This is a genomic window from Pseudomonas sp. GM78 (assembly GCF_000282475.1).
In the GTDB taxonomy this organism is placed as follows: Bacteria; Pseudomonadota; Gammaproteobacteria; order Pseudomonadales; family Pseudomonadaceae; genus Aquipseudomonas.
Window position 1 is genome coordinate 1 of sequence record NZ_AKJF01000152.1, and the last position, 22,136, is coordinate 22,136.

Below are 22,136 nucleotides of genomic sequence, written 5' to 3' on the forward strand. Positions count from 1 at the left end.
TGGATATGTACTCAGTCAACAATCGCCCACAGACGTTGACGTTGACGTTGACGTTGACGTTGACGTTGACGTTGACGTTGACGTTGACGGACAGGCTCAGGGCGTGAGGGGGCAAAAAAATCAAAAGCCATAGCAACAGCAACAGCAACAGTCAAAGCGAGGCGGCCTACCGGCCGGCCTGATCCCAAGTGAGCGCGATTACCTGTGGGAGCTGGCAAGCCAGCGATGGCCCCCGAAAGATCAACGCAATACTCGATGACGCCTTCGCCGTCCAGGGTCGCTCATGGCCTGTCCCCACACCCTTCGTCGGATGCACGATCCGGCAAACAAAACGCCTCCCCGCCGCCTTGAACCTTGTCTCAAGACGCCAGTCTTAGACGGGCATTTTTCCTCCTCCCCATCGTTGTCATCTCATCAGAGCTGTCCGCACCATGCGCCCAACCGCCCTTGTCTTGCGCTTCACTTCGCTGTGCCTGTTGACCTCGCTGCCCCTGGTTTCCACCCCCGCCCACGCCGGCGCGGAGCGACAATTGGTGGACGCCATCAACAATTACCGAGCCCACCCGCAAGACTGCGCACGGCGTCCCGCCCAACGCTTGTCGCCGCTGGCCCTGAAGTCGAGCCTGGCCTTGCCGATCGGCTACGGCGGCGGCTTGCGTGATCGTTTGAAAGCTTCCGGGTACCAGGCCGTGGCGGTGCGATCCATCCGCGTGGTGGGTGCGCGAGATGTCGAAGAGGCGTTCGAGATGCTGCAGGGTGACCATTGCGCCGCCTTGCTGGACAACCAGTACGCCGACATCGGCGTCAGTCGCAGTCGCGGGGAATGGCAAGTGGTGCTGGCGCGACCCGTGCTGGACAATCAGGTAAGCGATCCGCGCAGTGTCGGCAAAACCTTGCTGGCCCAGGTCAACGCCGCCCGGGCCAAACCGCGCCTGTGCGGCCGCCAACGCTTCGCCGCCGCGCGGCCCCTGGTCTGGAATGCCAGCCTCGGCGCTGCGGCGCAAGGGCACAGCAAAGCCATGGCCTACGGCAATTACTTCGCCCACCAGGACCCCGATGGCGACATGCCCGCCGACCGTGCGCGCGCCGCGGGTTTCCGTGGCCGGCAGATCGGCGAAAACATCGCCGCCGGCCAAGGTTCACCGAACAAGGCCATGGCCGGCTGGCTGGCCAGCCCCGGGCATTGCGCCAACCTGATGAACCCGATGTTCACCCAGGTAGGCGCCGCCTATGCGACGGACGCACGCAGTGATCAAGGGGTCTACTGGACGATGGTGTTCGGCGCGCAATGACCGCTGCACCGGGCATCGTCGCGATGCCCGATACTTCAGCGAGCTGTTACTTCACCAGTCGGGTTTCCCGGGACGGCCGGTAACCGAAATAGGCGCTGTAGCACTTGCTGAAGTGGCTCGGTGAAACGAAGCCGCAGGCTACCGAGACCTCGACGATGGTCAGCGTGGTGTGCTGCAGCAATCGACGTGCTTCGGTGATGCGCAAGTCCATGTAGTAGCGCTGGGGTGTCGTGCCCAACTGCTCCTTGAACAGGCGCTCGATCTGCCGGCGCGACCGCCCGGCATACAGACAGAGCGCCTCCATCTCCAGTGGCTCTTCCAGATTGGCGTCCATCAGATTGACCACCTCCCTCAGCGGGCCACTGACGGACACATTCAAGGAGGGCTTGATGCGCCGGAATCGGGACGCTTCGAACGCCAGGATATCTTCGATACCGTCAGTCAACGCCTTGTCATGCAAGCCCCTGATCCACTCCAGCGCCATGTAGAAAGTGCCCGTTGGGCTGGACGCTGTCAGGCGGTCGCGATCCACCACATAGGCCTCGCTGGTGACCTGGGTGAGCCTGGCGATTTCCGCCAGCGCCGGACGATGCTCCGGGTGTATGGCGCAGCGATAGCCGTCGAGCAAACCGGCTTGCCCGAGAAACCAGGCGCCATTCCATACGCCGGCCAGCGTAACGCCCTGTTCGGCCGCGTCGCGCAACAGGCAGGTCAATCCCTCGTCTGCCTTGAGGGCCGTGCGGTAGCCACCGCAGACAACCAGCAGATCCAGCGTTTGTATTTCCACCGGGTCCAGGCGCGCATCGGGTCGAATCACCAACCCCAGATCGCTGATGACTTCCCCTTCGGACAAACCGAATGTTTTCGTTGAGAACAGCTCGGGCCGCAGCAGGTTGGCGGTGACGATGGTATCGAGCGCCTGGGTGAATGCCGGCAACGAAAAATGTTCCAGCAGCAGGAAACCGGCCCGGGCCCGCACGGATTGGCCTTCGTGGTCATTGAGGTAGCGAAGGTTTTTGCCCTTCATGGCACCGCTGAACTGACGTCGTTCTACCAACGTTCGCCTCGTCTTTCGTGTTGAACAAGATGTGATTGGCCGCATTGAGAGCCGTTGCTCGCTACGGTCTCGCGCACTGTTTACGCCAGTTGATCGCTGTGAGCAAGCCGGCCTGTTCGCGCTAAGAACCAGCACCAACGCTGAGGCGTACCGCAACCACAAACGACTCACCCACACGGGCCCAATTATGCCTATCAGCCACCGAAATCCCTGTAGGAGCGGGCTTGCCCGCGAAAGCGCCAGCCCAGCCAATATCAATAACGAATCAGCTGCCACCATCGCAAACGAACTAACCTCACAAGCCTCAATCACTAAGCTTAAGCTTTCGCCGTCGCCCGCTTAGTCATCGAATCCCCCGATCCGCGTCAGCACCTTCACCGCGTCATCCACCAATGCCTTACCCATCGAGGTCAAATAATGCGCAGCCCAGGCACGGCGGTCAGTGTCTAAGCGTAATCGGTGTCTTCGGTGAGCGTCTTGGCCAAAGACACTGATCTGCTGACCGTCAGATGGGATATAAATTTGTCCCCTCCCCCGTACCCCCCCTTTTTCCTTTTTTCCTTTTTCCTTTTTCCTTTTTCCTTTTTTCCTTATTCTCGTCCTTCTTTTTTACTCTTTTTGTTTTTTGAATTGAAACCAGCGAATGGGTGTAGCCTATTGCGATCGGACTTATTTGTCACGCCACCTTTGTCATTTTTTCTCTCTCAATGATTTTGCTTCCGCATATAACTCTGTATTTATTTTACGTGCTTCACTCTCAAAGGCAATCGAACGCACTACTTCGCGATGATTATTTGCATCGCCAAACATTGGCCCGCCTCGCTCTTCAATAAGATCCTTTAGCAGTTCGTAGACGACTGTACGGCCTCCGTATCGGCCCGATATACTAGTAAAGATATACGCCCTAACGTTTTCAGGACTCATGATTTCAGGGAAGGTGTATTGCAATCTCCCCGCGCTTTCTTTATATCGATCAATCTTTTGATTCAGTGTATTATTGAGTACATCGTGAGTGATTTCAGAGCCCTGCCTAGGAGCATTTCCTTTTATAATTCCGGGCTCTAAATCAGGTTTTTCATGAGATAGTCTACGTAGTGATATCGACTCAGCAGGTATCTGTTTTTGTATAGTGTTGGGAAGCTGTTCAGCCCTGAATCGAAGCTGGTTTTTAATGGGGACCATGGGGCCGATGGTAACCTTGGGAAAAACGCCATGCCCCGTTGGATCAGTCTGATTCACTGGATCGCCCAGGCAATACGCATACGCATTCAAACCGCCTTTACCGAACGGACTCCAGCTGTCCGGGCTGTTGAATCGCATCAACACCGGATTGAATGCCCTGTAACCATTGCCCAATAAATAATGCCCCGTCACCGGATCTCGCCGTTCGCCATTGAAACCCAGCAGGCTGAGCAAGCCATGTTCGAAGCGACTGTGGCCGTAAGGTGAATAGTTGGCGGGTTGGGGCTGATGATTGTGCTTAAGTGCGTTCAGCACCGAGCGCTCTTGCGCGGTTACCAACAAAACAGTGCCAATCAAATCACCTTCTCTTTGCTGCTGTGCCAACAGATGGTCATCATGCTGGATTATTGAAAAGCGCAACGCTCCCTGAGTCTCAGTCGCCAAGCGGCTTTTGCAGTAAAAGCGCTGACGCTCGTCGGTATCTGCGAGTGCGTGGCCCACCATACGGTCCAGAGGGTCGTAGTGGTACTGGCAGAGCAGGATAGGCGGGAGTTGTGTCATGGGAGGGCTCCGATGGTTAGTACACTTGCCCCGAAGTATCAATTGTTTCCTTGCGGAATATAACTATCAGAACTGCTAGTGTTCTGTCTCAATCAAGCAAACCCTCAAGGCCGGCGCACCACCCTCACCCGCCCACTGTTACCACCTCCACAGAAAAACCGCTCGCCACCATCGGATTCCAGCCCCGACACGCCGATGCCGTCCGGCAACCTGAGGCTTTCCAGCACTTCGCCAGTGCTCGGGTCGACCCGGCGCAATTCGCTTTCCTCGCCTTCCCAGGTGCCATGCCACAGCGCGCCCTCGACCCAGGTCACGCCCGTGACAAAACGGTTGGATTGCAAGGTGCGCAGAATATTCCCGGTCTCGGGGTCGATCTGGTGGATTTTCCGTTCGCGGTACTGGCCGACCCACAGCGAGCCTTCGGCCCATGTCAGCCCCGAATCGCTGCCACCGCCGGGGGCCGGGATCGTGGCCAGGATTTCTCCGGTGCGAGGGTCGACTTTCTGGATGCGGTCCTCGGCAATCTGGAACAAGTGCGTGCCATCGAAAGCGGTTCCGGCATGGGCGGCGACGTCGAGCGAGCGCACCAGATCACCCGTGTCGGGGTCCAGGGCATGGAGCTTGTCGGTGGTGGCAAACCACACCTGCTGACCGTCCCAGGTGACGCCGTGCACGTCAGTGACTTCGTCAAAGGGCCCATATTCACGCAGGATCCGCGCGGCTGACTGTTTCATCTCGGTGTTCCTCCAAAGGGGTTGGTGGGATCATCCTAGCCACCGGGCAGCGGAACCGGGAGTAACAAGGTCGTCGCGAAACCGGGCACCGGCGGGGTCAGCCAGCGCCGCGCCCGTCCCTGTCCGAACGACTGCACCTTGCCCTGGGCTGCCAGCGCTTCAAGCGCGCGTTGTACCCCGCGCTGGCTGTTACCCAGCGCCAGGGCCAGGGCCGAACTCGACCAGGACTCGCCGTCGCCAAGCAAGGCGAACACCGCGGCATATTTCTCTTCGACCGGTGGTGTGAGCAGCACCACGTCCGGTGAAACCTGCGCAGCCAAGGCGAATCCGCGCCGGGTGGCAGTCACCGTCGCCAGGGGTTTCAACGCCGCGCGCAAGCGGCTGATTTCAACCCGCAGACGGGCTCGATGGGATTCATCACTGAGCTTCAAACGAAAGGCCCGGGCGATGAGGGTCTCCCTGGGCACATCTGCCGGCCAGGCCTCGGCGAGTGCGCGCACCAGGGAAAACAGGATCGGACGCCTGGACAGGGAAACCGACATGCCCGCGCCACGCACGACAGAACGGCAGGCGTCCACCACCAGTGATGTCGAGGCGAGCAGCGCTTCCACTTCGTCGAGCAACAGAGGCCGCTCTTCGCCACGGACGAGCTGGTGTGCGGCGGGGCTGTTCAGGATGGCTGATGCACTGTCGACCTCCGCAGACAGCGCGGGAATGCCGGCGAGTTGTGCGGCGAGTTCGGCCCTGGCGAGCGCGGCCCGTGCGGCTTGGGAATGCAGATGGCGCATCGCGATCCCTGCCACGACCAGTTCATGGGTCGCCCGCAAGGGTGGCGGCAACGTTGCCGGATCCAGTTCGACGAGTTGCCCATGGGCCTCATCGAGCCGCCCGATCAGCACCAGGCGACGGATGCCCAGATACCGCGCGTGGGCGGCATTGACCAGGTCACCGTGGGCTTGCAGCGTGACCCGCGCCGCTTCCAGCGCCTGCACCGGCCAGCCGAGATCCCGCGAGGCCAGTGCGATCTCGGCTTCGGCGACGATGCAGCGTGCCCGCGCAACGACTTCTTTCGGCCCGAAGGCCCGCGCGGCCCTGCGCACCAGTGCCTTGGCACGGGGTAAATCACCCAGTTGCGCCATGGCGATACCGCGCAGTGCCAGCGCGGGCGCATCGTCGCGCAACGCGATTCGATCCAGCGCGCCCAGCGGATCGCCCGCCGCCAACGCCTGCGCTGCGGCGGTGATCAGCGAATCCATTGCAGTCCTGCCACGCGTGTCACTCCTGTCGAAATAGCCTCTTGATGAGTCTATATCACGACCAGGACAGCGTATCCGGCACGCATACGAAACCATCAAACAGCAGGCGAGCCGTGCGCATCAATCCACATCCGGCCAACACCCCCTGTTGCAAACGCAACTCAACGGTGAATTCACCCGTGGGGTGCTCAACCTGAAGGCGCTTCACCTCGCCCTCGACGACTCGAGCGATACCCGCCGCCACACTGCCCTCTATCAGGCAGGCAGCAGCCACGCTGACCGCACCGAACACACCAATGCTGGTGTGGCAGCGATGGGGAATGAAGGTGCGGGTGTTAAGCGCTCCGCCGGCCCGTGCCGGCGCAATCAAGCACATCTTGGGTACGTTGCGCTGGCTGACATCCCCCAGGTTCATGCGCGGGCCGGCCTGCAAGCGGATCGATTCGAGCCGGGCCTTCAACGCGACGTCGGCATCGAGCTGCCCAGGGCTTTCATCACCGCGCAGGCCGAGGTCTGCGGCGCGAATCAGCACCACCGGCATGCCATTGTCGACGCAGGTGACCTCAATGCCATCGAACACATCGACAGCGTGCCCTGTGGGCAACAACGCACCGCAACTGGACCCGGCAACATCCTCGAATTCGACGATCTGTGGTGCGCCGCCACCGGGCACTCCGTCGATCCGCGCTTCACCGCCATAGTTGACCACGCCCTGGGGCGTGGGCACATGGGCCACCGCGATCTGCCCGGTGTTCTCCATGAAAATCCGCACCGGGGTCACATCGCCCTGCACGGCCACCAGCCCGCGCTCGATGGCGAACGGCCCGACCCCGGCGAGGATGTTGCCGCAGTTCTGCCCGTAGTCCACGCGCGGCTCATCGACCAGCACTTGGGCGAACAGGTAATCGACGTCGGCATCATAGCGTGCGGAGGGCTGGATGATCGCCACCTTGCTGGTCAACGAGTCGCCACCGCCGATGCCATCGATCTGCCGCGCATCCGGCGAGCCCATGACCGCCAACAGCACGCGGTCTCGCAGCGCCGGCTGAGCGGGCAAGTCGCCCGCCAGGAAATACGCCCCCTTGGACGTCCCACCGCGCATCAACAGGCAAGCAATCCGTCTCTGGCCCATGCTCAGTCTCCGAGCTCGTCGAGGCTGTCGACGTAGCGCAAACCCTTTTCCGCCAGGCGTGCGCGCATGTTGTAGATGTCCAGTCCCAGCTCGCCCTTGGCCAGGCGCATGGCCTTGTGTTCTTCCAGGTCGGCGCGGGCGCGGCTGGCCTCGACTACTTGCGCGACTTCGGCGCGGCGCACGACAACCACCCCATCGTCATCGGCCACCACCACATCCCCCGGGTTGACCAGTTGACCGCCACACACCAGCGGCAGGTTGACCGAGCCGAGCGTCTCCTTGATCGTGCCCTGGGCATTGATGGCGCGGGACCAGACCGGGAAACCCATCTCGCGCAAGGTGTGAGTGTCGCGCACACCGGCATCGATCACCAGGGCGCGCACGCCGTGGGCCTTGAGCGAGGTCGCGAGCAGGTCGCCAAAGTAACCATCGGTGCAGGGCGAGCTGGGGGCAACCACCAGGATATCCCCCGGACGGCACTGCTCCACCGCCACATGGAACATCCAGTTATCGCCCGGCGCGACCAGCACCGTCACCGCCGAACCACTGATCACGGTGCCGCGCTGAATGGGCCTGATCGAAGACGCCAGCAGGCCTTTGCGCCCCTGCGCTTCATGAATGGTCGCGACGCCGTAGCGTTGCAGCTCATCGACCAGCGTCCGTTCGGCCCGGTCAATATTGCGCACGACAATGCCGGTCTTGCCGATCAACTCGCTCATGCCAGGTTCTCCGTCACGCGCGGAAAAATGCTTTGATAGCCTTCGCCATAGACGATGTCGCGGCTGGAGGTGATCCCGACATTGCGCTTGGCTTGCACGCCGCGCTGCAGGGCGACGCGGGTGTAGTACTCCCACAGATGTTCCTGGCCGGCCATGCATTGGATGGCCGCGTACTTCTTGTCCCAGACTGACGTGATGTCCAGCAGCACATCGGGGCGCCATTCGCATTGCTCGGGCTGGTGCGGTTCGAAGCTGTAGACCGGTGGCGCGCCAACAATTTTCTCGCCCGGCTTGTAACCTTCGGCCTGGGCGATGATGCGCGCCTCCTGGGTCAGGTTCATGGCCAGCGGGTGATCGTAGTTGTACGGGTCTTTCTGCGAGTGGCTGAGGACGAACTCCGGTTGCACCCGGCGAAACACATCGGCGAGGCGGAACAAGGTTTCCTTGTCCGCGCGCATCGGGTAGTCGCCGATGTCGAAGAACTCGACGCTGGCCCCCAGGATGTCGGCGGCGGCCTGGGCCTCTTCGCGGCGTGCACTTTTGACTTTTTCTTCGCTCATCTCGCCCTTGCGCCACAGCTTGGCGGATTCGCCGCGCTCGCCGAACGACAGGCAGACGATGTGCACGTTGTAACCCTGCTGCGCATGCAGTGCGATAGCGCCGCCGGCGCGCCAGACGAAATCGGCAGAGTGAGCGCTGACCACCAGCGCGTTTTTCGATGACTCGATCATTGCGGATACTCCTCCTGCGTGTCCAAAGAGCATCGCACCGGGACCCGCCGGCGGAGTAATGCGTTGCAGTGTTGCAGGTATGCGTTTTTTTTATTGCCACTGGATCGGGGTGGCGGCATAGTCGGATTTGAACATCGATCTTCCGAGCCTCAGCCCCATGCAATCCACTGAACTACCCAGCCTGATGCACGTGCGCGCTTTCGTCCGCGTGGCCGACCACGGCAGCGTTTCCAAGGCCTCGGTGGCCCTGTACCGGGCGCAGTCAGTGGTGACCCGGTCGATTTCCGAGCTGGAGACCCGACTGGGTGTACTGCTGTTCGAACGCCACGCCAATGGCATGCGTTTGACCGATTACGGCGAACGCCTGCTGCCCCGTGCACGCCGCGTACTGGCTGAGCTGGAAAGCGTGCCGCGCCTGTTGACCGGTGGGGAAAAACGCGCGGTCGAGCCGCTTTACCTGTTCCAGGCCCGACGCCTGCAAGTGTTCGTCAAACTCTGTGAAACGCACCATATGCAGACCGTCGCCAGCCTTCTCGGTTTGAGTCAGCCGGCGATCAGCTCGACCATCAAGGTCATGGAAAACGGCTGCGGCCAGACGCTCTTCGAACGTACGCCACGCGGCTTGCAGCCGACCCGAGCCAGCAATGAAATCCTGTTCCCGATTCGCCGGGCACTGAACGAGTTGCGCCACATCGAGATGGACATCACCGCCCTGCGCGGCGCCCTGCAAGGGGTGGTGCATGTTGGCGCCCTGCCCCTTGGACGCACGCGGATATTGCCCGAAGCGATTTTGCGCATGATGGCCGAGCACCCGGCTATCCAGGTGATCACCAACGAAAGCCCGTTCGACCTGCTCGCGACGGAGCTGCGCGCCGGCGATGTCGATTTCATTTTCGGCGCCTTGCGCTCGCAGGACTATGCCAGCGACTTGACCGGCGAGGCGTTGCTCTCGGAAGACATGGTGGTACTGGCTCGGCGTGATCACCCGCTCTACTCAAAAACGCCCCTGCACGACGAACTCAGCGCCGCCCGCTGGGTGCTGCCCCGCGCCGGTTCGCCGGCCCGGCAGATGCTCGATGAGTGCTTCACCCGCTTCGGCATTGCGCCGCCCCGGCCGGTGGTGGAAAGCGCCGACATGGCGATCATCCGCGGGTTGTTGCTGCGCTCGGACATGCTCGCGGCGGTGTCCGCGCATCAACTGGAACAGGAGATCGCCTCCGGCGAGCTGTGCATCCTGCCGCTGGAACTGAAACAGACCACCCGCGCCATCGGCCTGACCTATCGCACCGGCTGCCTGCATTCGCCGGTGGCCCAAGCCTTGATGGACACGATTCGCCGGGTGATCCGCGAACAGGCGGTTCGGACCCTGTAGGAGCGAGTCTGCTCGCGATGAACCTGAGGGCGCCGCGGGGTACCAGGTTTCCCGCGTCATCGTTGACCACCATCGTCGGAACGCCGCCCGGAGCCGGCTCGCTCCTACAAGGGGTTCGGCGTTAGAGCAGGCTGAACGGATAGCTGACGATCAAGCGGTTCTCGTCGAACTCGTTACTGCTGTAGTCCCGGCGAATGCTCGAGTTACGCCATTTGACGTTGAGGTTTTTCAACGCGCCGCTTTGCACGGTGTAGGCCAGTTCCGATTCGCGGCCCCACTCCTTGCCGTCGGTGATTGCACCGGTGTGCACATTGTCGCCGCTGATATAGCGGTTCATCAGCGTCAGGCCAGGAATGCCCAAGGCGACGAAGTTGTAGTCGTGACGCACCTGCCAGGACTTCTCCCGGGCATTGTCGTAGCTTGCGTTGTAGCTGTCGTTGGCCAGGGTCCCGCCGCTGGTGCCGTTGACCCGCATCCAGGCATCGTCGCCGCTGAGTTTCTGCAGGCCGACGTAGAACGTGTTGCCGCCATACCTGGCTGAGAGCAAGGCCGAAACGGTGCGGTTATCCAGGTCGCCAGCGCGGGCGCTACCGTCCTCGCGGCCCCGGAAGTAACCCAGGTTCGCCCCCAGGGTCCAGGCGCCGAGCGGCTGGCTGTGGAGGATTTGCAGGTACTGCTGCTGGTAGATGTCCTTGAGCTCGGCATTCCACAGGCCGATCAAGGTGCGCTTGTCGTTGAAGCTGTATTCACCGCCAACGAAATTGAAGCGATCGGAGGTAAACCCGGTTTTACCCTGCATGAACATGTCGTCCATGCTCGAATCGTTGCGCGGGCTGTTCTGCCGGAACTGGCCGCCATACAGCGTCAGGCCGTCGATATCCTGCGAAGTGACCTGGCCACCGCGAAAGGTTTGCGGCAGCGAGCGGCCGTCGTCGGAACGCAGAATCGGCAGCACCGGCATCCACTCACCGACCTTCAGTTCGGTTTTCCTGACTTTCATTTTCCCGGCGACCGCCAGGCGGCCAAAGTCATCGGCGGGACGTCCATCGCTATCGAGCGGTAACAGTTGCGTGCCGCCGGTGCCCTGGCCGCCATCGAGCTTCACCGAATACAGACCCAGCACATCGACGCCGAACCCGACCACGCCCTGGGTGAAGCCGGATCTGGCGTCGAGAATGAAACTCTGCGTCCACTCCTCTGCCTTGCCCTGCGGGTAAGCCGGGTTGGTGAAGTTGCGATTGATGTAGAAGTTACGCAGGTTCAGGTTGGCGCTGGCGTCATCGATAAAACCGGCAGCCGAGGCCGCAAGCGGAAGCACGGAAAAGGCGGCCAAGGTGCAGACGACCTGAGGATTGACGGTGGTTTTCATTGTTATTGTTGTCCGGTTTTTGGGTAAGGGAATGCCCTGCGCCCGTCAGTGCCGGGCACAGTGAGGTCAAACGAAAATGGGAGATGGCGACTCGGGGAGACTCGCCCGTTGCCGAAGGCGCGTCAGCCCCGAGTAATCAGCGCGGCGCTTTGCCCGCCACCGAGTACAGCACCTGCTGGTTACGGGTTTTCATGAACTCGTCCAGGCCTTGGCCGCGCATGGCGGCGTACACCTGCAGGTTGGGAATACCAAGCACCGCCGCAAGCTTTTCCAACACGAAGAAGATCGCCCCGTACTGGATCAACCCGCGCCAGTCGCGACGGCGCAGCAGTTCGCGCTCCTCCTCACTCAAGCCGCCTTCCTCGAACAACGCCTCGGGCGCATCGAGAAAACGCTGGCGCCATTGCGGCTCGATCATGCGATGCAGGAACTTGTTCAGCCGATAACCCTTGGCGCTGCGTTCCAGGGTGAACGGATAGGTGCCCTCGAGTTTTTCGATGCCGGCCAACTGGTGCTGCATGTGCTGCAAGTGGCGCGCGGTGACGTCGGCAGGCACCGGCCGGTCCTGGTTTTCCAGCAACAGCGTGGCGATGCCGGTCATGGACGGCAGGTAGTAATCCTGATGCAGGTTCTTCACCGTAGCCGACAACGCGCCGCGCATGATCAGCCAGGTGATGACTTCAGAACCTTCCATGCCGCCCAGGGTGGCGTATTCGGCGTGGGTCATCTCGGTCAGGCGCAGCGGGTCGTTGACCAGCAGATCGATGAACTGCTCGTCCCACTGCGGGTTGTTGAAACCGCAACGCTCGCCATGCACCTGATGGGACACGCCACCGGTGGCGACGATGGCCACTTTCAAGTCTTCGGGATAGCTTTCGATGGCCCGGCGCAGCGCCTGCCCCAGCTTGTAGCAGCGCAACGCACTGGGAATCGGAAACTGCAACACGCCCACCTGCAAGGGCACGATCTCCACCGGCCAGGCTGGCGTGCAGGGCAACAGCGCCGACATCGGCGAGAAGAAGCCATGGTCCAGCGGTTTGTCGCGAAAGAAGCTCATGTCGAACTCATCGGCCATCAGGCTTTGGCCAATGTGCCGCGACAGTGCCGCATGTCCGCCGACCGCAGGCAACGAGCGCGGGTTGCCGCCCTCGTCCGCGACTTCATAACGCTCATCCACCCCCAGCGAGAACGCGCCGTAATGGTCGAAGAAAAACGACGTCACGTGGTCGTTGAAGATGTAGAACAACACGTCCGGCTGTTGCTCCTTCAACCACACCTTGATCGGTTCGAAGCCTTCGAAGATCGGCGCCCAGGCCGCCTCGTTCTGTTTGTCGTGATCGACTGCGAAGCCGATGGTTGGGGTGTGGGAAACAGCGAGACCACCGATGATGCGTGCCATGAAGAGTGAGTTCCTGTGTTCGAAGAAAATTATTGCGCCAGTACCGCGCCGTTGACCCGACGCCGTGCATGACCATTGGCCAGGATCGCCAGTGCGGCGATGAAAGCCGGCACGCTCAACAGGGTGAACAGCACCGGCAGGCCCAACCCGAGGCTGAGCACCGCACCACCGATGAGAGAGCCAAAGATAGCGCCGAAGCGGCCGATACCCAGCATCCAGCTCACCCCCGTGGCGCGACATTCGGTTGGGTAGTAGCCGGGCGCGAAGGCGTTGAGACCGGTCTGCGCGCCGCTCATGCAGAAGCCCGCCGCGACGACGCCAAACGCCAACAGGCTCGACTCCAGGCTGAAGGCCCCCAGCAGCAGGATGAACGCACCGCCCAATGCATAGGAGGTCGCAATGACGGCGTTGGGATTGCGCCGGTCCATGGCCCAGCCGACCACGATCGCGCCGACCGTGCCGCCGATCTGGAACAGGCCGGTGATGGTCGCCGCGCGTTCGATGGACAGGCCACCTTCGCGCAGCAGGGTCGGCATCCAGCCCATGGTCAGGTAGATCACCAGCAGGCCCATGAAGTAGGTCATCCACAGTGCCAGCGTGCCGAAGCGATAGCCTTCGGTGAACAACATGCGCACCGGCGCCTTGTGCTGGACCTGGGGTTCGCTGATGGTGAATGTGGTGCTCGCCGAAAAGCGCCCGCCCAACTTGTTCAGCACCTTGGCGATCTGGCTCGCTGGGGCATTACGCGCCGCCAGGAAACGCGGGGACTCGGGCAACAGCAGCCAGAGGAACGGCAGCAACACCAACGGCAGGATGCCGCCGGCGAGCAGTACCGATTGCCAGCCGTGGTGCGGGATCAACCAGGCCGCCAACAAGCCCCCCATCCCCGAGCCCATGTTGAAACCGGTGAACATGATGGTGATGAACAGCGAGCGATTACGCTGCGGCAGGTATTCGGAGAGCAGCGTGGTGGTATTGGGCATCGCGGCGCCAAGGGCCACGCCGGTCAACAGCCGCAGGACTGCCAGTTCGTAGGGGTTGCGAGCAAAGGCACAGGCCAGGCTCAGCACGCTGAAACCCGTCACGGCGATCAACAGCACTTTCTTGCGCCCCAGGCGGTCGGCGTAAGGGCCGGCGGTCAAGGCACCAATGGCCAGGCCCACCATGCCGGCGCCCATCACCGGGCCAAAGGCCGCCTTGGACAGCCCCCACTCTTGTATCAGCGAAGGTGCGATAAAGCCCATGACCGCGACGTCAAAACCATCGAACAGCACCACGAAAAAACACAGGCTCATGATGAGCCACTGGTAGCCGGCAACCGGTCGGTTGTCGATCCACGCCTTGATATCGACCGTTTCGTGACTCATGCTTTTCACCTTCTTATTTTTGTAGAAATTGCGACAGGCTCGGCAATGGCGGTAGATCAATGAGCCATCCATCCGCCAAACGTTGGGCGTGACTCTAAAGCCGCAGGTGCCTGCCCCGCCTCTGGGAAATCCTTAAGCGGGTATCGGTTTTTCTTATCGGGTGATTTTCGAGGTGATAACTTGCAGGGGCATTGGATTCGAAACTTTTACCAATGAAGAGAGAGGGTAACGACATGAACACCTACCAACCCATGAACTGCGACCTGCATGACTATCTGGAGATCGCCTGTCTGCGTGGTTATCGACTGGACATCGAATTGCACGATGGCGCACGCCTGGTCGCCACGGCGTTGACCACGCGAACCTCCAGCGACAAGGAAGAGTTTCTGCGCCTTGAAACGGCTGACGGCCAGCAGGAGGTCCGCCTGGACCAATTGCTCGCCATCACGCCGCTGGACGCCAATGCGCAGTTTGGCCGGGTGGTATTTTCCGCGGACTCCTGCACGTTCTGAGGGCGCTGTCAGACCAGCGACACGTCGCCCTCCGCAGCACCGGCGGCGGCCGCAGGACCCTGTGCTAGTCTCCTTCGTCTAACGTGTGTTGCTGCGTTTGAATGAACCGCTTCCCCTGGATGATGGAGTTCAACATGAAAAACACCGCTTCCTGGCTAACGATCACGCTTGTAAGTCTAGTGCTTTGCGCCTGCGCCGCCGTCGACGCTGGAAGCGGTGGCGCCGGCGAGATGGAAATCCGCTCGGGTAAAATCGAGCAGATCACCATGACGCAGATGCAGACCAATCACGACAGCGGCGTCGGCGCTATTCTTGGCGGACTCGCGGGCGTGGGAATCGGTAGTCTGATCGGCTCGGGCACCGGGCGAGATGTCGCCATGGTCGCTGGCGCCCTCGCGGGTGCGGCGGGAGGCAACTACGCCGAGAAGAAAAAATACGATCAACCGCAACAAGCCCAGCAGATTATCGTGCGCACGAAAAGCGGCGTTCTGGTGTCGGTGACCCAGCCGGTCAATACCGCACTCAGCAAAGGCCAGAGTGTTTATATCGAAGGCACCGGCAATGAAGCTCGGGTAGTGCCGCAAAGCTGATCATCACCCTCAGCGTCAATGAAATGCCCCGAGCCTGAATAGCTCGGGGCATTTTTTTTGAACAACCCAGATCACGGCTTCGACCGTTCGTCGTCCAAGTGTAAAAATACCCCTTGACGTCGATTGGGATCAGGAGGAATATTATTTACATCGGATGCGATCTAAACGCACACGACACTAAATCAAACCTGACCGCACCCCTGAGGATCCACCCCATGAGCAAGATCGAAAAAGTCCTGGCCACCGGCAAGACCCACACCACCCTGAGCAGCGCCGGCACCACCTTGCGCGGCCATAACGGCAACCTCGACATCGAACTGTCGACGCCAGGTGTTGCCCAGCCAGCCCACCTGTTCGCCGGTACCCAGCCGCACCCGAAAGCCGAGCAATTGTTCGCCGGGGCCTGGTCCGCCTGCTACACCGCTGCCGTCGGCCTGGTGGCCGCAGAGCGCAACATCGCGCTGCCTGCGGACCTGGCCGTCGACATCGAAGTGGACCTGGGCCAGACTGGTGCGGCCTACTTCCTTCAGGCCCGACTGACCCTGCGCGTGCCGGGGCTGGCACATGACGTCGCGACGGAACTGGCGCATATCGCCGATTCCATCTGCCCCTACTCCAAAGCGACACGCGGCAATATCGACGTTGCCCTGAACGTTATTACGGCATAACTAATGTCGCATGCGATGCAAGCGCGCACGAATTAATTAATCGGTAAACCTGAGGAAATCATCATGAGCAAAATCGAAAAAGTCCTGGCCAGCGGCAAGACCCACACCACCCTGAGCGCGGCCGGCACCACCTCGCGCGGCCATAACGGCAACCTCGACATCGAACTGTCGTCCCCTGGCAGCGCCACCCCGACACACGTGTTCAGCGGCGTGCAACCGCATCCGAAGGCCGAGCAACTGTTCGCCGGGGCGTGGTCTGCCTGCTACATCGCCGCGGTGGGCCTGGCCGCCCAACAGGCGAAGGTGACGCTGCCGGCCGATACGGCCGTGGACATCGAAGTCGACCTGGGCCAGACCGGCGCCGCCTACTTCCTCCAGGCTCGACTGACCCTGCGGGTGCCCGGCCTGTCACACGAAGTCGCCACCGAACTGGCCCACACCGCCGATGCGATCTGCCCGTACTCCAAGGCCACCCGCGGCAACATCGACGTCGCCATCAACGTCCTGACCGCGTAACGCATCGCCCGGCCGGTTCCCTTGGGATTTCCAGGAGAGCCGGCTTTCGGCCGTTACGGGGCAGGTGCCCAGCGGGTTAGAGCACTTCCGACACCATCGCATACGATGTATAGTTTCAACCTCGCAGCCTGCCCAAAGAGAAAACCCATGAAAACCACCGACAAGACATCCGCCCTGGATCTCAAGCTCTCCGACTTCCTGTGTTTTGCGGTCTATTCCACCAACCTCGCTTTCGGCAAAGCCTACAAGCCGATGCTCGAACGGCTCGGCCTGACCTACACGCAGTACATCACCCTCGTCGCGTTGTGGGAGCAGGACAACCAGACCGTCGGCAGCCTGGGAGAAAAGCTGTTCCTGGAATCCAACACCCTCACCCCGATCCTGAAAAAACTCGAGGCGATGGGTTACCTGCGGCGTCAACGCGACCCGGAAGACGAACGCCAGGTGCGAATCAGCCTGACCGACTCAGGCCGCCAGCTGCGCACCGAATTGACGGAAGACGGCTTTCCGCAAACCGGCCTCGATCCAGACGATTTCGTTCAGATGCAGCAGGCGATCGTGGCGTTGCGCAACAACCTGATCCGCACCACCAATGCCGATAAATAAATGCTGAACCGGTAAAACAGATCACGCACAGAGGTTGACTGGAGAAGTCCCGATTGCGGTGGCTCATCGCTCAAAGGTAGTATTGAGAACGATTTACACTAACATCTGGAAAAAACACCGGTGCAACCTCCTTCGACCAGCAAGCTGAGCTTCTTCTTCAGCGATCACCACCGTTGGCTGCTGCAGCATATCCAGCGTCGGCTGCGCAATCACGCGGATGCCGAGGACACTGCCGCCGATACGTTTTGCCAGATGCTGATGGCCCGGGTCGACCCCGACAGCATCGAACAGCCGCGCGCCTACCTCTCGACCATTGCCCGACGGCTCATTTTCGACCGTCATCGCCGGCGCAAACTGGAGCTTGCGTATCTGGAACGCCTGTCCACCCTGCCCGAGATGGTGACACCCTCCCCGGAGGAGCAACTGCAACTGATCGAAGCCCTGGTCGCCATTGACCGGGCGCTGGATGGCCTGCCGACAGTGGTCAAGGCCACCTTCCTCTACAGCCAGCTGGACGGCATGAGTTATGTGGCCATCGCCCACAAGTTGGGGCTGTCGGAGCGCACGGTCAGCCGCTACATGAAACAGGCGTTGCGCCAGTGTTACCTGAGCGAGATGGCCGCATGAGCACCGAGCGCCTGGACCCTGTCAGCGAGCAGGCCATCGACTGGATGGTGCGCCTGCGCGCCGGTACCCCCACTGCCGCCTTGCAGGCACGTTTCGACGCCTGGCTGGCCAAGGACTCGGCGCACGCCCAGGCCTGGGCCAGATTGCAGGAACGCCTGGGCGGTTCCTTCAACACGCTGCGTGCCCTGGATCGACGCTTGCCGGGGCAAACCGAACATGCCCGCCAGGTCCTGTTGCAGCCTCAGGCATCGCGGCGTGATGCGCTGCGGGTGATCGCCGGCCTGGGCCTGCTCGGGGGCGGTTTGTGGCTGGGGGCGCGCAGCCCGCTGGGTGACAGCCTGTTCGCCGACCTGTCCACCACACGGGGGCAGCGCCAGGATTTCAATCTGGCCGACGGCAGCCGCTTGAGCCTCAACGCCGACAGCGCGGTGGACCTGCAATTCGACGACCAGCAAAGGCTGGTCATCCTGCGCCACGGCGAACTGATCATTCAGGTGGCGGCCGATCCGCGACGTCCCCTGCGCGTGCGCACCGCCCAGGGTGAAGTGCGTGCACTGGGCACGCGCTTCCTGGTCGCCCAGGAGCAGGATGTCAGTCGTGTGGTGGTGCTGGAGCATTCAGTCCAGGCCAGTCTGTTCGATGGCACCCGGCGTGATTTGCAGGAAGGCGAGTCCGCCCTACTCTACGCAGGAAGCATCGAACCTGTCTCTGGCGATCAGCGATATCGCGCCGACTGGCTCAGCGGGCGCTTGAATGTGCTGGACGAGCCCCTCGTAAACGTTGTCGATGCGCTGCGCCCCTACAGCCGCGGTTTTGTTCGCGTGTCCCCTGAAGTGCGCAACTTGCGAGTCCAAGGCGTGTTCCCGCTCAATGACCCCGCGCGTGTCTTTGCGGCGTTGGCTGAAACCCTGCCGATCCGGGTCGATCACTACAGTCCGTGGCTGACGCTGATCCGTGCAAAACCGGACAAAGCATAATTTTTTTGTAAATCACTCTTATTCGTGTCCGGTTTTCATTTCTCATCGCACCTATCTCCTGACACTTACACCTTCAGGAGAATGCTGTGCTCAACCCGTGGTCCCACCCGCTTTGCGTAACCGTTGCCGTGGCAACCCTGGCAGGCCCTGGCCTGTCACAGGTGCAGGCGCAGGCGCAAACCCTGTCGTTCAATCTGCCCGCCGGCCCGCTGGCCAGTACCCTCAATGCCATTGCCAGCCAGGGCGGACAGATCATTTCGCTGGAGCCGGCACTCGTTCAGGGCAAGCAGGCGCCCGCGGTGATGGGGCAGATGTCTGCTGAAGAAGCACTGCAGCGGGCGTTGGCCGGCAGCGGCCTGCAACTGCGGGTGACCGCACAGGGCAATTACAGCGTCGAGCCGGCCGCCACTGGCTCTGCCGCGCTGCAATTGGGTGCCACCAACATCATCGAACGCAGCACCGACGCCACCACTGAAGGCTCGGGCTCCTACGCCGCGCGGGCAGTGACCATCGGCAAGGGCACCCACACCCTCAAGGAAATTCCCCAGTCGGTCACCGTGATGACCCGCAAGCAAATGGACGACCAGGACATCACTGACCTGAAGGAAGCTGCGAACAAGACCACCGGCCTGGTCGGCGTCCAGGGCGTGGGCAAAGGCATGGTCCTGACCGCGCGCGGTTTCCAGATCGATGACTGGCAATACGACGGCGTGCCGATCCCGCGCAATACCTACGCATTGGGTAACTGGGCCACCCAGGACCTGATCTTCTTCGATCGCATGGAAGTGCTGCGCGGCGCGTCCGGCTTGTTGCAAGGCACCGGCAGCCCCGGCGGCGCCATCAACCTGGTGCGCAAACGCGGGCAGTACGTACCGACCGTGACCGTCACCGGCAAGGCCGGCTCCTGGGATCACTACGGCCTGCAACTGGACGCTGGCGGGCCACTGAACCAGACCGGCACGGTGCGCGGCCGCTTCGTGGCGGACGAAGACCAGAGCGATTCGTTCATCGACTACGAGTGGAGCAAGACCCACTCCCTGTACGGCGCCCTGGACTTCGACCTGCGCGAGGACACCACCCTGGGCCTGGCGGTCAGCTACTCCGATGCCGAGTCGCGCCCGATGATCCGCGGCCTGCCGCGCTATGCCGACGGCAAGACGGTCGATGTGCCACGCTCCACCTATACCGGCGCGCGCTGGAACCATTCGGACATCGAGGTCACCACCGTCTACACCGACCTGGAACACCACTTCAACGACGACTGGGCCTTCAAGGTCGGCGCCGTGCGCATGAGCGAAACCAACAAGGCGAAAAACCAGCGGCTGCAAAGTAGCGGAGATGGCCTGGAACCCGATGGCAGCGGCGTGCAATACGCCGACTTCGTCACCGATTTCGACGCCACCAAGCTTGGCCTGGACATGAACCTCATCGGCCACTTCGACGCCTTGTCCATGCAGCACGAAGTCATGCTGGGGGGTAACTACTCCAAGTACACCTCAGACGACAAGTTCGCCCGAACCTTCAATAACAGCACCGATACCATCTTCGGCATTGAACACGACCGCCCCGAAATCAGCTACGACGGTTTGCTCAACACCCCCGGCGGCCGGGCAACCCCGAGCAAATACGACATTCGGCAAAAAGGCCTGTACGGCAGCTGGCGGGTCAAGCCGTTCGATCCCTTGACCCTGGTGCTGGGCTCGCGGGTCAGTTGGTACGACTTCAGCTACAAATCATGGACCCAGGCCGCGTTCAGCGACGTGGTCAGCGCCAATCCGGAAAGCACCGCCAACGAAAACGGAGAAGTCACGCCCTATGCCGGCATCATCTATGACCTGAGCCGTGAATGGGCGGTGTATGCCAGTTACACCGACGTGTTCGAACCGCAAACCGTGCGCGACGCCGGCGGCTCGATGCTCAAGCCGGTGATCGGCAGCAATTACGAAGTCGGCCTCAAGGGTGAGCTGCTGGACGGTCGGGTCAACACCTCCCTGGCGCTGTTCCGTTATGACCAGGAGAACCGGGCTGTCAACGACCTGACGTCGGGCTTTGCCTGCGACGGCTGGTACTGCTCGACAGCCTCCGGGAAAGTGCGCAGCCAGGGGCTCGACGCGGAAATCAGCGGCGAAGTGCTCAGCGGCCTGCAGCTGTTTGCCGGCTACACCTACAACACCACCAAGTACCTCGACGACCCGGTTGACGAAGGCAAGGTCTTCAGCGCCTGGACGCCCAAACACATGCTGCGGGTCTGGGGCGATTACCAGTTCAGCGGCGACTGGAACCGTGTCAGCACCGGGCTGGGCTTCACCACCCAAAGCCATACCCTGGGCTATGAACACACCTTCGACGTGCCGGGGTATACCGTTTGGAATGCCCGCGTCGGCTACCAGCTCACACCTGAGATCGGCCTGGCGGTGAACGCCAACAACCTGTTCGACAAGCACTACTACACGGCGGGATACAGCCAGCTCAGTGGCAACAACAACTTCGGCGAACCGCGCAACATGATGTTCAGCGTGAAGTACACGCCGCAGTTCTGACCTCCCCCGTCAACCCCGCAGGGGTGGCGAACTCCGCGCTGGCGACTTAATCTGCCAGTCACCCTGTGGGGCGCCATCGCGCCCAAGGAGTTGAATGATGTCGCTGACGCTCTATTACCACCCGCTGTCGTCGTTTTGCCACAAAGTGCTGATCGCGCTCTACGAGCACGGGATCGACTTCCAGCGGCGCATCATCGATCTTTCCAACGAGGCGGACCGGGCGGAACTCGAGGCGTTATGGCCGCTGTGCAAGTTCCCGGTCATCCGCGATCACACGCATGCGCAAGGGTTGGCGGAATCGAGTGTCATCATCGAATATCTGGACCGCTTTTATGCCGGTGGGCACTCTCTGCTGCCCGGTGATTGGGACATCGCCTTGCAAGTGCGCCTGTGGGATCGATTTTTCGACCAGTACGTGCAGGCACCGATGCAACAGATCGTCGCCGATCGCCTGTACGCGACGAACGGCGACCTGAGCCGGCAGCGGGCCATGCTGGCGACGGCCTACGGCATGCTCGAACGCCAGCTGGCCTTGAGAACCTGGGTGGCCAGCCCGGACTTCAGCCTGGCCGATTGCGCGGCCGCCCCGGCCCTGTTCTATGCCAGCACGCTGGTGCCCTTCCCCGACAATTGCCAGCACCTGAGCGCGTACTTCGACAGGCTGACGCAACGGCCCTCATTCCAGCGCGTCATCGACGAAGCCAGGCCCTGGTTTGCCTTCTATCCGTTTGCCGAGGCCATACCCCAACGGTTTCGCTAGCCGCCGTCCCTTCATGGGAAATTTCCCCATTGTCGGGGCGATGCTGTTCACTTTGGGTTGTTGGCTGCAGGTGCATATTTGGATTGGGTGTATATCCGTTGCTGCGGTAACGGCGACCTATGGTTTCGCCCTTACGGCGAGTCACTTGGAAGAGCCCCAAGTAACCAAG

General features: G+C 61.5%; 21 protein-coding genes and 1 pseudogene. 11 read left to right on the top strand and 11 right to left on the bottom strand.

All coding sequences use genetic code 11. The features are described 5' to 3' along the window. Positions 1 to 431: 431 nt before the first annotated feature. Positions 432 to 1,292, top strand: a complete 861-nt coding sequence (locus PMI35_RS07840; RefSeq protein WP_008063393.1) for a CAP domain-containing protein — start codon at positions 432 to 434, stop codon at positions 1,290 to 1,292. 46 nt (positions 1,293 to 1,338) lie between these two features. Here PMI35_RS07840 and PMI35_RS07835 read toward each other — a convergent pair whose 3' ends face one another. The 8 genes and pseudogenes from PMI35_RS07835 to galB form a co-directional block, all read right to left on the bottom strand. Further along, the gene (locus tag PMI35_RS07835) at positions 1,339 to 2,349 is read right to left on the bottom strand and encodes a GlxA family transcriptional regulator (protein WP_008063396.1); all 1,011 of its coding nucleotides are present in this window, start codon (positions 2,347 to 2,349) and stop codon (positions 1,339 to 1,341) included. A gap of 339 nt (positions 2,350 to 2,688) precedes the next feature. After that, positions 2,689 to 2,834 (bottom strand): annotated as a pseudogene (locus PMI35_RS34185) (DUF3077 domain-containing protein); the annotation flags it as partial. 205 nt (positions 2,835 to 3,039) lie between these two features. Continuing rightward, positions 3,040 to 4,092, bottom strand: coding sequence for an RHS repeat-associated core domain-containing protein (locus tag PMI35_RS34190; protein WP_008063397.1), 1,053 nt, complete (start codon positions 4,090 to 4,092; stop codon positions 3,040 to 3,042). Between the two features lie 104 nt (positions 4,093 to 4,196). Next, complete coding sequence (locus PMI35_RS07830; protein WP_008063400.1) at positions 4,197 to 4,826, bottom strand: Vgb family protein; 630 nt, start codon at positions 4,824 to 4,826, stop codon at positions 4,197 to 4,199. 35 nt (positions 4,827 to 4,861) lie between these two features. Continuing rightward, positions 4,862 to 6,082: a hypothetical protein gene (locus PMI35_RS07825; RefSeq protein ID WP_008063401.1), complete on the bottom strand. Its 1,221-nt coding sequence runs from the start codon at positions 6,080 to 6,082 to the stop codon at positions 4,862 to 4,864. 55 nt (positions 6,083 to 6,137) lie between these two features. Continuing rightward, complete coding sequence (locus PMI35_RS07820; RefSeq protein WP_008063402.1) at positions 6,138 to 7,214, bottom strand: 4-oxalomesaconate tautomerase; 1,077 nt, start codon at positions 7,212 to 7,214, stop codon at positions 6,138 to 6,140. A 2-nt stretch (positions 7,215 to 7,216) separates the two neighbouring features. After that, positions 7,217 to 7,933 (bottom strand): 4-carboxy-4-hydroxy-2-oxoadipate aldolase/oxaloacetate decarboxylase, encoded by a 717-nt coding sequence (locus PMI35_RS07815; RefSeq protein WP_008063403.1) that lies wholly within the window; start codon positions 7,931 to 7,933, stop codon positions 7,217 to 7,219. Further along, on the bottom strand, positions 7,930 to 8,664 hold the full coding sequence (gene galB, locus PMI35_RS07810; RefSeq protein WP_008063405.1) for a 4-oxalmesaconate hydratase: 735 nt from the start codon (positions 8,662 to 8,664) through the stop codon (positions 7,930 to 7,932). The genes PMI35_RS07815 and galB overlap by 4 nt, the downstream gene beginning before the upstream one ends. A gap of 157 nt (positions 8,665 to 8,821) precedes the next feature. Between galB and PMI35_RS07805 the strand changes: the two genes are divergently transcribed. After that, entirely contained in the window at positions 8,822 to 10,036 is a 1,215-nt protein-coding gene (locus PMI35_RS07805) for a LysR family transcriptional regulator (RefSeq protein ID WP_008063407.1), read from the top strand. A gap of 121 nt (positions 10,037 to 10,157) precedes the next feature. On the opposite strand, the gene PMI35_RS07800 is transcribed toward PMI35_RS07805, so the two are convergent. The 3 genes from PMI35_RS07800 to PMI35_RS07790 all read right to left on the bottom strand — a co-directional run bounded on the left by PMI35_RS07800 (position 10,158) and on the right by PMI35_RS07790 (position 14,171). Continuing rightward, on the bottom strand, positions 10,158 to 11,405 hold the full coding sequence (locus PMI35_RS07800) for an OprD family porin (protein ID WP_008063409.1): 1,248 nt from the start codon (positions 11,403 to 11,405) through the stop codon (positions 10,158 to 10,160). A 136-nt stretch (positions 11,406 to 11,541) separates the two neighbouring features. Then, positions 11,542 to 12,804, bottom strand: coding sequence for a gallate dioxygenase (locus PMI35_RS07795; RefSeq protein WP_008063411.1), 1,263 nt, complete (start codon positions 12,802 to 12,804; stop codon positions 11,542 to 11,544). Between the two features lie 29 nt (positions 12,805 to 12,833). Continuing rightward, a complete protein-coding gene (locus PMI35_RS07790; protein WP_008063414.1) occupies positions 12,834 to 14,171 on the bottom strand; it encodes an MFS transporter in 1,338 nt (445 codons plus the stop codon). A gap of 233 nt (positions 14,172 to 14,404) precedes the next feature. Here PMI35_RS07790 and PMI35_RS07785 point away from each other — a divergent pair, with 233 nt between their 5' ends. The 9 genes from PMI35_RS07785 (at position 14,405) to PMI35_RS07745 (ending at position 21,967) form a co-directional block, all read left to right on the top strand. Continuing rightward, the gene (locus PMI35_RS07785; RefSeq protein ID WP_008063415.1) at positions 14,405 to 14,683 is read left to right on the top strand and encodes a Rho-binding antiterminator; all 279 of its coding nucleotides are present in this window, start codon (positions 14,405 to 14,407) and stop codon (positions 14,681 to 14,683) included. 134 nt (positions 14,684 to 14,817) lie between these two features. Beyond that, positions 14,818 to 15,273, top strand: a complete 456-nt coding sequence (locus PMI35_RS07780; protein ID WP_008063424.1) for a glycine zipper 2TM domain-containing protein — start codon at positions 14,818 to 14,820, stop codon at positions 15,271 to 15,273. Positions 15,274 to 15,488: 215 nt separating this feature from the next. Continuing rightward, entirely contained in the window at positions 15,489 to 15,941 is a 453-nt protein-coding gene (locus PMI35_RS07775; protein WP_008063426.1) for an Ohr family peroxiredoxin, read from the top strand. Positions 15,942 to 16,004: 63 nt separating this feature from the next. Beyond that, on the top strand, positions 16,005 to 16,457 hold the full coding sequence (locus PMI35_RS07770) for an Ohr family peroxiredoxin (protein WP_008063429.1): 453 nt from the start codon (positions 16,005 to 16,007) through the stop codon (positions 16,455 to 16,457). 147 nt (positions 16,458 to 16,604) lie between these two features. Continuing rightward, positions 16,605 to 17,063 (top strand): MarR family winged helix-turn-helix transcriptional regulator, encoded by a 459-nt coding sequence (locus PMI35_RS07765; protein ID WP_008063431.1) that lies wholly within the window; start codon positions 16,605 to 16,607, stop codon positions 17,061 to 17,063. 120 nt (positions 17,064 to 17,183) lie between these two features. Then, positions 17,184 to 17,690, top strand: coding sequence for a sigma-70 family RNA polymerase sigma factor (locus PMI35_RS07760; RefSeq protein ID WP_008063434.1), 507 nt, complete (start codon positions 17,184 to 17,186; stop codon positions 17,688 to 17,690). After that, a complete protein-coding gene (locus tag PMI35_RS07755; protein ID WP_008063436.1) occupies positions 17,687 to 18,667 on the top strand; it encodes a FecR domain-containing protein in 981 nt (326 codons plus the stop codon). Before PMI35_RS07760 ends, PMI35_RS07755 begins: the two co-directional genes overlap by 4 nt. Before the next feature lie 86 nt (positions 18,668 to 18,753). Further along, entirely contained in the window at positions 18,754 to 21,207 is a 2,454-nt protein-coding gene (locus PMI35_RS07750; protein WP_008063438.1) for a TonB-dependent siderophore receptor, read from the top strand. A gap of 97 nt (positions 21,208 to 21,304) precedes the next feature. Next, entirely contained in the window at positions 21,305 to 21,967 is a 663-nt protein-coding gene (locus PMI35_RS07745) for a glutathione S-transferase family protein (RefSeq protein WP_008063440.1), read from the top strand. Positions 21,968 to 22,136: the final 169 nt, after the last annotated feature.